At 44.8% G+C, this 8,786-nt stretch carries 8 protein-coding genes; 5 read left to right on the plus strand and 3 right to left on the minus strand.

Annotated elements, in window-relative coordinates; translation table 11 throughout:
- A partial coding sequence (gene truC, locus AB4653_RS09100) for a tRNA pseudouridine(65) synthase TruC (RefSeq protein ID WP_372103911.1) occupies positions 1-709 on the plus strand: 709 nt, incomplete at its 5' end.
- 161 nt (positions 710-870) lie between these two features.
- Here the strand turns inward: truC and AB4653_RS09105 are convergent.
- The 3 genes from AB4653_RS09105 to map all read right to left on the minus strand — a co-directional run bounded on the left by AB4653_RS09105 (position 871) and on the right by map (position 5,112).
- On the minus strand, positions 871-1,254 hold the full coding sequence (locus AB4653_RS09105) for a DUF3461 family protein (protein WP_004734354.1): 384 nt from the start codon (positions 1,252-1,254) through the stop codon (positions 871-873).
- A gap of 218 nt (positions 1,255-1,472) precedes the next feature.
- Positions 1,473-4,094 (minus strand): bifunctional uridylyltransferase/uridylyl-removing protein GlnD, encoded by a 2,622-nt coding sequence (gene glnD / locus AB4653_RS09110; RefSeq protein WP_009847422.1) that lies wholly within the window; start codon positions 4,092-4,094, stop codon positions 1,473-1,475.
- A gap of 139 nt (positions 4,095-4,233) precedes the next feature.
- A complete protein-coding gene (map, locus tag AB4653_RS09115) occupies positions 4,234-5,112 on the minus strand; it encodes a type I methionyl aminopeptidase (protein WP_102257776.1) in 879 nt (292 codons plus the stop codon).
- A 457-nt stretch (positions 5,113-5,569) separates the two neighbouring features.
- Here map and rpsB point away from each other — a divergent pair, with 457 nt between their 5' ends.
- The 4 genes from rpsB to frr all read left to right on the plus strand — a co-directional run.
- Positions 5,570-6,301, plus strand: coding sequence for a 30S ribosomal protein S2 (gene rpsB, locus AB4653_RS09120; RefSeq protein ID WP_009847420.1), 732 nt, complete (start codon positions 5,570-5,572; stop codon positions 6,299-6,301).
- A gap of 137 nt (positions 6,302-6,438) precedes the next feature.
- A complete protein-coding gene (tsf, locus tag AB4653_RS09125; RefSeq protein ID WP_009847419.1) occupies positions 6,439-7,284 on the plus strand; it encodes a translation elongation factor Ts in 846 nt (281 codons plus the stop codon).
- Between the two features lie 156 nt (positions 7,285-7,440).
- Entirely contained in the window at positions 7,441-8,172 is a 732-nt protein-coding gene (pyrH, locus tag AB4653_RS09130) for a UMP kinase (protein WP_009847418.1), read from the plus strand.
- 98 nt (positions 8,173-8,270) lie between these two features.
- Positions 8,271-8,786, plus strand: a 516-nt coding sequence (frr, locus tag AB4653_RS09135) for a ribosome recycling factor (RefSeq protein WP_372103914.1), incomplete at its 3' end; no start/stop codon positions are given.

The raw sequence follows: 8,786 nt of genomic DNA on the forward strand, positions 1-8,786 counted from the left end.
GAATAAGCCAGCGGGTATGCTAGTGCATCGCTCATGGTTGGATAAACACGAGACTCAGTTTGTGATGCAGACTCTGCGCGACCAAATTGGTCAGCACGTATTTCCTCTGCATCGCTTAGACCGTCCAACGTCTGGCGTATTGGTGTTCGCACTGTCGAGTGAGGTTGCCTCAGAGGTGATGCCGATGTTCGCCAACCATGAGATGCAAAAGACTTATCATGCGATTGTCCGTGGGTGGATAGAAGAGGGCGATACGCTCGATTATGCACTCAAGGTCGAGTTGGATAAGATCGCCGATAAGTTCGCGAAAGAAGATAAAGAACCACAAGAGGCCGTCACTGTTTACGAGCCGTTAGCGAAAGTCGAAGTGCCGTATTCAACAGGCCGTTTTCCTACCAGTCGTTATTGCTTAGTTGAGATGATGCCAAAGACAGGACGTAAACATCAGCTGCGTCGTCACATGGCTCATCTAAGACACCCAATCGTGGGCGATACTTCACATGGTGATGGTAAGCATAACCGACTGTTCCGTGATGATTTAGACTCACACCGTCTGTTGCTGCATGCTTCTGAATTGCGCTTCATTCATCCTTTCACTAAAGAAGAATTGGTGATGAAGGCGAACTTAGATGAAACGTGGTTAAGGTTGTTTGAAACTTTTGAGTGGGATGCCAACTTAATCGATGCTCAAACTTGCTTGTCGAAGTAAGTCACGCGTGTTTAAGCAATCGCGAGTCTAAGTGAATAGAGAAAATAGAATAAAAACAAAGGGCTGATAGTGATATCAGCCCTTTTTGATGTCTGTGCGACCTTAACGGCATAACTAATGTAGGTTAGTTAATCGTTAATTGCTAACAGTTAATCGCGGGATCATTTAAGTTTTTCTAGATCGGCTTCGATCTCTGCGATCTTGCTTGATACCACTTTTTCTAGATGGCGTAAGTCAGTAAGGATCTTCTGCTTCACATCCACCTCAGCCGTTGGCGTCGGTTTGGTGATTTTGTTGAGTTCATCAATCACAAGAGTGAGGTTGCGGTTAATCTCGGTCACTTCTTTGTATTGATTATTGCCGCCGCTAACAAGCACACTTTTTACTTGTCGTGGGTACTTAAACTTAACGCTTTTCGCGAACAGTTCACCTTTCTGCTTACGAAAGTAAATCTTCAGGATATCTTTGTGCGCTTCTTGGCGAAGGGAGTAACGTTCAATCTGTTTAGGTTCGTGGATACCTAAGCCAGTGAGGTTTGGATACATAAGCGACCTCTAGGTTATGAATGTAATACTTTTATGTAATTGACTTGATCAATGTAGCAGCCTAACGACGAGCTAGATAGTTGATATCTGTGAATTGATTGTAAGTTGTGGGCAAGATCGCTCTCTATCTTTGCCCACACTTATTTGGCTATTAAAGCAGCTCCTAGAGCTAAACTTGTTTCCTCGTCACAACTTACTTCTAGCTCTAAATTAGCTTTCTAAGGTGCGAGTTCTGAAACGTGCTCGGTTAATCTTTCTCTTAAGGCTTGTTCTTGTTCTTCAGACAACCTTCCTCCCGCGTCACTGGTCAGAATAAACAAATCTTCTGCACGTTCGCCGATGGTGGTAATTTTAGCGCCGTGCAAATTGATGTCTAACTCAGCAAAGGTTGCGCCGACTTGAGCCAACAACCCCGGTGTATCAAGAGCTCTCAACTCCATCAAGGTGCGCTTCTTGCTCTTAGTTGGTAGGAACTCAACCCGAGTTTTTACCTTGAAATGCTGCAAGTTTCGAGGCGTGCGACGTGTCTTAATCTTAGTTGGACGGCCATCAGCCAGAACATGAGTTAGATGCTTCGCAACGGCTTTGTGCCTTGCTTCATCAATCGCTTCACCATGTTGATCAAGTACGATAAAGGTATCCAAAACGTGACCATCTTTACTGACCATGACCTGTGCGTCGTGAACGTTAAAGTTACGTCTGTCGAGCTCGGCAACAACGGTGGCGAAAAGTGCTGCTTGGTCTTTACAGTATACGAATACCTCTGTACCACCTCGTGTTGCTTTTTTGCTGATAAGTACTAAAGGTTGGCTCGGATCTTCTAAGCGAAGTAAGTGCTCACAGTGCCAAGCAATTTGAGTGTGTGTATGACGCAAAAAATAGTCAGCTTTAAAACGCTGCCACAACACTTCAATTTCACGAGCGGAGAAACCTTCTTTACGCAGCAGTGCAGATGCCATTTGTTGATTGTGACGAATACGGTCTCTGACATCGACTGGGTTTTCCAAGCCGCGACGCAGTGCTCGCTGCGTAGAATGGAATAGCTCTGCGAGTAGGGTACGTTTCCAGCTGTTCCATAGCTCTGGGTTGGTAGCACAGATATCAGCGACAGTTAAGCAAACCAGCAGCTCAAGTGACTCTTCATCGCGAACTTTTTTGGCGAATTCGGTAATCACATCCGGATCGTAGATATCACGGCGCTGAGCGGTCACTGACATTAATAGGTGGTTTTGTACTAGCCACGCAACTTGTTTGGCTTCAGGCTTCGATAGCCCATGCTCAATACAGAAAGAGTAAGCCTCAACGGCGCCGATTTCCGAGTGGTCTCCACCACGGCCTTTTCCGATGTCGTGGAAGATAGCGGCGAGGATCAGGAGTTCTTTTTTCTGAACTCGAGGGTACACTTCACAACAAATTGGGTGTTTGTCGTGGTTCTCTACTTGGCTAAAGCGGTTGATGTGCTTGAGCAGGCGAATACTGTGTTCATCCACGGTGTAAACGTGGAACAGATCAAACTGCATTTGGCCGACAATTTGGCTCCATTGCGGTAAGTACGCCGATAGCACGCCCAGTTTATGCATCAAGCTAAAAGCTTTGTGCAGTGCGTTGGGGTGGCGAACTAAATCCATGAACTTGTCACGAGCTTCAGGAATGGTATGCAGGAAGCGGTTCAATCGGCGACGCGCCGTTCGCAGTTGTCGTAATGTTGGTGGGCTTACCCCTTCGATCGTCGAGTCATTCGCGATATGGATAAACATATCGAGAATCGTTTCTGGCCGTGCTTGGAATAGGGCTGGCTTACGCGCTTCGATTAATGAACCTCGACGTTGGAAGTCATTGTCGAGAATCTCGGCTTCTTGTGTTTGACCACCGTTAATGATTGCTTGGTCAAACAGCTTAAGCAGCATCTTGTTGAGCTCTGCTACACGACGAAGTGTTCGGTAGAACTCCTTCATCATCATTTCTACGCCGCGATTGCCCTCACCAGTGTAACCAAGGTGTTCGGCTACTTGAGCCTGATGCGCAAAGGTAAGTCGGTTGTCATAACGGCGCAGCTCTATGTGCAGTGCAAAGCGAACGCGCCATAAGAAATCTTGGCACTCCACGAGTTCACGATATTCGGCATCGGTAAGAAAGCCATACTTGCTCATTTCTAACAAAGAAGTCGCACCGAAGTGGCGACGTGCTACCCAACTCAGAGTGTGGATGTCTCTGAGCCCGCCCGGAGTTGATTTGATATCCGGCTCTAGATTGTAAGTTGTGTCGTGATAACGAGCGTGACGCTCTCTCTGTTCTTGAATCTTCGCCTTGTAGAAGGTCTCACTTGGCCAAAATGAATCGGAATGAATCTTTAGCTTTAACTCTTGAAAGGTGTCTTCGCTTCCGCATAGTAAACGTGACTCTTGTAAGTTGGTCGCAACGGTTAAATCATCGATGCCAATCTCAAGACACTCGGCAATGGTACGGACTGCGTGGCCGACTTCTAGCTTCAAATCCCACAGTAGGGTGATGAATTGACTGACTTTCTCACCTAGTGCTGATGGTAGAGTTCTTTGCGAGACGATGAGAATATCAATATCGGATAAAGGGTGTAGTTCACCACGGCCATAGCCGCCTACTGCGACCAACGCAATATGAGGCAGTTTGCTAAATCCGAAATGCTCCCATAAACGGTTGAGAAGCAAATCCATGTATTCGGAGCGCAGCAGAACCAAATCGGTAACTGGATGATGATTTAGAAATTCACTCTTTTGATACTGCGTGAAGATTTCGAGCTGATTTTTTAATTCGCAGATTTCAAGTTGTTCGTCATTGAACGTAATAGGGCATTGATAAGGCATAGTCTGCTATCCGTGCAAGCAAATGAGAATAGTAAACAATTTAACAGAAGCTGATGCAAAATCGAAATTGAGCGGATAAAAAAATATCCTCGGCAATGCGAGGATATTTTCAAAAGTCTGAGGTGTTCAGTTTGTTGAACTAAGCGTTCTTCATGATACGTGGAATCGTATCATCACTGCGTAGTGTTAGTACTTCACAACCAGTATCAGTAACAACTAAAGTGTGTTCCCACTGAGCCGAGTTCTTGCTGTCAGCTGTGTACACTGTCCAGCTATCTTCGTCATCTAGACGGCAACCAAATTTACCAGCATTGATCATTGGCTCGATTGTGAAACACATGCCTGCTTTTAGCACTGTGCGATCGCTGTTTTTGTAGTGAACGACTTGTGGATCTTCGTGGAACTCAGAACCAATGCCGTGACCACAGTAATCTTTTACAATAGAGAACTTAGCGCGTGGGTTATTCTTGTTGTTTGTCTTGATGTACTTCTCGATAGCAGTACCAACTTGGCCAAGTTGAACGCCTGGTTTAACCTGACGCATGCCTTCGTAAAGTGCTTCTTGAGCAACCATGCATAGACGTTTGTTTGCTGGTGAAACTTCACCCACAAGGAACATTTTAGATGTGTCACCATGGTAACCTTGCGGACGAGTGCTTAGGTCTGCATTTTCGTCATCAGGAACAATCACAGTGATATCAACGTTTAGAATATCGCCATCTTTCAATACTGCAGGTTTGAATTGACCTGTGCTACCAGTCTCATCTTGTGATGCTGGAATACCATGACACACGATGTGGTTGATAGACGTACAGATAGACTTAGGGAAACCGTGGTAATCAAGTGGTGCTGAGTATGCGCCTCTCTCTAGAGCGTACTCGTGACAGATTTGGTTAAGCTCTTCTGTCGTTGTACCCACTTGGATGTGAGGTTCAATCATCTCTAAAATTTCAGAAGCCAGCTTGCCGGCGACGCGCATTTTTCCAATTTCTTCAGCAGTTTTAATTTTTACAGCCATTGCATATCTCTTAATTTGGTAGCACCTAAGTGTGCATATTGGGGCTATTCTATCAGTGCAGCATTTTAGCGCAACATTCCCATATCCATACAATGCTGGTGGATACTACTTAATTTAAGCCGATATTGCTCTGTAAGACGATGCTGAATCGATTTGATTAGGCCGCGATTTATCGGTGAAATCCGCTAATAGGCTAGAGTATAGCAGTCGCCATTTTTGGATTTTTTTCTAGCCATAGATAGACAAAATATGGTATAAAGCGCGCCGGACATCAGGACTGTTTTCTCCAATTGGCGAAACAAGCTTTGTGTCCACTAACTTATTTCTTTAAATCACACACATTCCGACACATGTTCCGGGGTGCCTCAACAACACAGATAACGGCTGAAAAGTGGTTAGTTGTTAGGGGTCGGATTCATGGGGGATGTGGAGGCCTAACCCCATAGAGGATTTTAAAATGGCAACTGTATCAATGCGCGATATGCTTAAAGCTGGTGTTCACTTCGGTCACCAAACTCGTTACTGGAACCCAAAAATGAAGCCATTCATCTTTGGTGCTCGTAACAAAGTACATATCATCAACCTAGAAAAAACTGTACCAATGTTCAACGACGCTCTAGCTGAAATCGCTAAAGTTGGCGAGAAGAAAGGTAAAGTTCTTTTTGTTGGTACTAAGCGCGCTGCATCTGAAGCTGTTAAAGAAGCTGCTATCAACAGCAACCAGTTCTACGTTAACAACCGCTGGTTAGGCGGTATGCTAACGAACTACAAAACTGTTCGTCAGTCTATCAAGCGTCTGAAAGAACTTGAAGCGCAAGCTCAAGACGGTACTTTCGACAAGCTTACTAAGAAAGAAGCTCTAATGCGCACTCGTGAAATGGAGAAGCTAGAGAAGTCTCTTGGTGGTATCAAGAACATGGGCGGCCTTCCAGACGCTCTATTCGTTATCGATGCTGATCACGAACACATCGCAGTTAAAGAAGCAAACAACCTAGGTATCCCAGTTTACGCTGTAGTTGATACTAACTCTAACCCAGACGGTGTTGACTTCGTTATCCCTGGTAACGATGATGCAATCCGTGCAGTACAGCTTTACCTAAACGCTGCTGCAGACGCGGTTAAAGAAGGTCGTAACAAAGATGTTGCTGCTGTAGCTGCTGAAAAAGACGGTTTTGTAGAAGCTGAATAATAGCGGCTCTGAGCCATATTTAGTTCATATTAAGCGGTCATAATCGATGGCTTAAGAACTGAATACAGTCAATATCAGGGGCCAATTAATTAGGCCCCTGTTTTTTATCTTTTTTAGAATTTACTGAGGAATAGAGAATGGCAACTGTAACTGCAGCTCTAGTTAAAGAACTTCGTGAACGCACAGCTGCGGGCATGATGGAATGTAAAAAAGCGCTTGTTGCTGCTGAAGGCGACATCGAGCTAGCAATTGAAAATATGCGTAAATCTGGCGCAGCGAAAGCAGCTAAAAAAGCTGGTAACGTTGCTGCTGAAGGCGCAATCATCATTAAAGAAGAAGCTGGCGTTGCTGCTCTTCTTGAAGTGAACTGCCAAACTGATTTCGTAGCTAAAGATGCAGGTTTCCTTGCATTCGCTAACGAAGTTGCTGAAGTTGCTCTAGCTGAACGTCTAGACATCGTTGCACTTCAAGCTAAGTTTGAAGACGCACGTATCGCTCTAGTAACTAAGATCGGTGAGAACATCAGCATCCGTCGTGTTGAGCTTGTTGAAGGTGTTGCACTAGCTTCTTACCGTCACGGCGAGAAAATCGGTGTTGTTGTTGCTGGTGAAGGCGAAGCTGAAACGCTTAAGCACATCGCTATGCACGTTGCTGCTTCTAAGCCTGAGTACGTTAACCCATCTGACGTACCTGCTGACGTAGTAGAAAAAGAAAAAGCTGTTCAAGTTGAAATCGCTATGAACGAAGGCAAACCACAAGAGATCGCTGAGAAAATGGTTATCGGCCGTATGAAGAAATTCACGGGCGAAGTATCTCTTACTGGTCAAGCTTTCATCATGGAACCTAAGAAAACTGTTGCTGACATTCTTAAAGAGAAAGGCGCATCAGTTACTACCTTCGTTCGTTTAGAAGTTGGTGAAGGTATCGAGAAAGCAGCTGAAATGAGCTTCGCAGACGAAGTTGCAGCGGTACAAAAAGGTTAATCCTTAGCGTATTGTTTGAAAAGAGACCGTGGCAAATGCTGCGGTCTTTTTATGAATAATGAATTATTTCCGGCTTTTAGCTGTTATGAATGCAAACTGAGCTCTTCAGTTTTTATCCATGACTGTTAATCATCAACTCTTTGGAAGGTAAGCTCCATGACTACGAACCCTAAACCAGCGTATCAACGTATTCTGTTAAAACTTAGCGGTGAAGCGCTACAAGGCGAAGAAGGTTTTGGTATTGACCCAACGATCCTTGATCGTATGGCTCAAGAAGTAAAAGAATTAGTTGAACTAGGCGTTCAAGTTGGTGTTGTTATCGGTGGTGGTAACCTTTTCCGTGGCGCAGGCCTAGCAGAAGCGGGTATGAACCGTGTTGTTGGTGACCATATGGGGATGCTGGCAACGGTAATGAACGGCCTTGCTATGCGTGACGCACTACACCGTGCTTACGTAAACGCACGTGTAATGTCAGCAATTCCTCTTAAAGGTGTATGTGACGACTACAACTGGGCAGATGCAATCAGCCAACTACGTCAAGGTCGTGTTGTGATCTTCTCTGCTGGTACTGGTAACCCATTCTTTACTACAGACTCTGCTGCATGTTTACGCGGTATCGAAATCGAAGCTGACGTAGTTCTAAAAGCAACAAAAGTAGATGGTGTATTTACTGCTGACCCAGTAGCAAACCCAGACGCAGAGTTGTATGATACGTTGTCTTACAACACCATTCTTGAAAAAGAATTGAAAGTAATGGACTTGGCCGCATTTACGCTAGCACGTGACCACAAAATGCCAATCCGTGTATTTAACATGAATAAGCCAGGCGCACTACGTCGCGTGGTTATGGGTGAAACTGAAGGTACATTAATCAGCGACGCTGACTAATTTTTCGGGCTTACTGAAGTATAATGCTTCGGTAAGCTTATCCTTATCACTCCAAATAAAAAGCTTTCTTGAAGAAAGAACATAATCAAGGTGAAATTGTGATTAACGAAATCAAAAAAGACGCTCAAGAGCGCATGGTAAAAAGTGTTGATGCACTAAAAAACAGCCTACAAAAAATCCGTACAGGCCGTGCTCACCCGAGCCTACTTTCTGGTCTTACTGTTGAGTACTACGGTGCACCAACACCTTTGACTCAAGTAGCTAACGTTATTGCTGAAGACGCACGTACACTAGCAATTACAGTGTTTGATAAAACACTGACTCCTCTTGTTGAAAAAGCAATCATGACTTCTGACCTAGGCTTAAACCCTATGTCTGCAGGTACGGTTATTCGCGTTCCACTTCCACCGCTTACGGAAGAACGTCGTAAAGACCTAGTTAAAATCGTTCGTGGCGAGGCTGAAGGTGGCCGTGTTGCTATTCGTAACATCCGTCGTGACGCGAATGGCGATCTAAAAGCACTTCTTAAAGACAAAGAAATTTCAGAAGACGAAGATCGTAAAGCACAAGACGAAATTCAAAAGCTAACTGACGCTGCGGTTAAGAACGTAGAC

It is taken from the genome of Vibrio sp. 10N.222.48.A3 (assembly GCF_041475345.1).
GTDB classification, from domain to species: Bacteria; Pseudomonadota; Gammaproteobacteria; order Enterobacterales; family Vibrionaceae; genus Vibrio; species Vibrio tasmaniensis_A.

Excerpts from the sequence above, each read along its gene's own strand:
- AB4653_RS09105 (WP_004734354.1), bottom strand. The coding sequence starts at position 1,254 with ATGTATCCAAACCTCACTGGCTTAGGTATCCACGAACCTAAACAGATT.
- glnD (WP_009847422.1), bottom strand. The coding sequence starts at position 4,094 with ATGCCTTATCAATGCCCTATTACGTTCAATGACGAACAACTTGAAATC.
- map (WP_102257776.1), bottom strand. The coding sequence starts at position 5,112 with ATGGCTGTAAAAATTAAAACTGCTGAAGAAATTGGAAAAATGCGCGTC.
- rpsB (WP_009847420.1), top strand. The coding sequence starts at position 5,570 with ATGGCAACTGTATCAATGCGCGATATGCTTAAAGCTGGTGTTCACTTC.
- tsf (WP_009847419.1), top strand. The coding sequence starts at position 6,439 with ATGGCAACTGTAACTGCAGCTCTAGTTAAAGAACTTCGTGAACGCACA.
- pyrH (WP_009847418.1), top strand. The coding sequence starts at position 7,441 with ATGACTACGAACCCTAAACCAGCGTATCAACGTATTCTGTTAAAACTT.